Source organism: Pseudomonas sp. 2VD, assembly GCF_005503585.1.
Lineage (GTDB): Bacteria > Pseudomonadota > Gammaproteobacteria > Pseudomonadales > Pseudomonadaceae > Pseudomonas > Pseudomonas aeruginosa.
In genome coordinates, this window is the sequence record NZ_SCND01000682.1 from 1 (window position 1) to 1,093 (window position 1,093).

Genomic DNA, 1,093 nt, shown 5'->3' on the forward strand with positions numbered 1-1,093 from the left:
GGGATAGTCGTAGTCCTCGAGGTCCGGCCGGGCTTCGCCGCGGGCGGCGCTTTCCAGCGTCAGGCGCGGTTTCTCGAAGTCGTAGTCGCGGCGGGTGACGCGGCTGGTGCGGGTTTCCAGGCGTACGCCGAAGCGCTTGACCGCCGGCCGGTCGGCGACCAGGCCGGAGTCCTGCTGGTAGGCCACCGGCGCGAGCCGCGGGAACACCGTCTGGTCGTCGCCGAACACCAGCAGGTGCGCCGTGGCGCTGTGCTGGAAATGAAAGTGGATGCCCTCCTCGCAGCACAGGCGCTGGACGAACTGCAGGTCGCTCTCGTCGTACTGCACGCAGTATTCGCGCTCGGGGTAGCGGGTGCCGAGCTGGAAGCGGTAGGCGTCGGCGAGGATGCCGTGTTCCTCCAGCACCCGGCCGACGATCTGCGGCACCGTGAGGTGCTGGAAGATGCGCTGGTTGGTGCGTTGGGCGAGGTAGGCCAGTTGCGGGACGAGGGTGATGCGGTAGCGGGTCAGGCGCTTGCCCGAGTCGCCCTGTCCGGCGCTGCGCACCAGGCCGTGGATACCGTTGCCGGCGGGCCCGAGGGTAAGGAAGGCGGGTTTGTGCAGCAGGCTTTCGAGGTCCGGCACGGGGCGTTCGCCGACCAGCTCCAGGTCGAAGGCGAACGGCTGGCTGATGGCTTCGCGGCCGCTGAAGGAGAGCACCTGCAGGTCGAGGGCGAGGCCGTCGATGGCGAGGCTGAAATGGGTCTGGTTGGCTGCTGCGAACATCCGTTGTCCCTCACTGGCGCAGGCGACCGATTCGATTGTCCTGCCTGGCGCGGGCGAGACAAGGGCGCGCAGGCTCGATCGGAAGCTGCCTACAACAAACAAAGCGGCATCGACCCGGCGCGGGCTTTCCTGGCCACGGCGCTATGGGTCATCGAGGGCACGACGGCCAGCGAGGCTGGCCGCGTGCGGCGGCCGCGGCTCAGCCGGCGACCGGGGAGCGCCAGTCGTCGGAGCCGGAGGTGCCGGAGACTTCGTGGGTCCAGGTGATCTTGCGGTAGGTGAAGTGCACGTCTTCCAGGTGGGTGAAGTGGGCGTTGCCCGGGTCCTG

1 protein-coding gene and 1 pseudogene are annotated in these 1,093 nt (G+C 68.9%); both read right to left on the bottom strand.

From position 1 onward, the window contains the following. Window positions 1-765, bottom strand: a 765-nt coding sequence (tssI, locus tag FFS27_RS33050; protein ID WP_137952576.1) for a type VI secretion system tip protein TssI/VgrG, incomplete at its 3' end; no start/stop codon positions are given. A gap of 199 nt (window positions 766-964) precedes the next feature. Continuing rightward, window positions 965-1,093: pseudogene (locus tag FFS27_RS33055) on the bottom strand (Hcp family type VI secretion system effector); the annotation flags it as partial.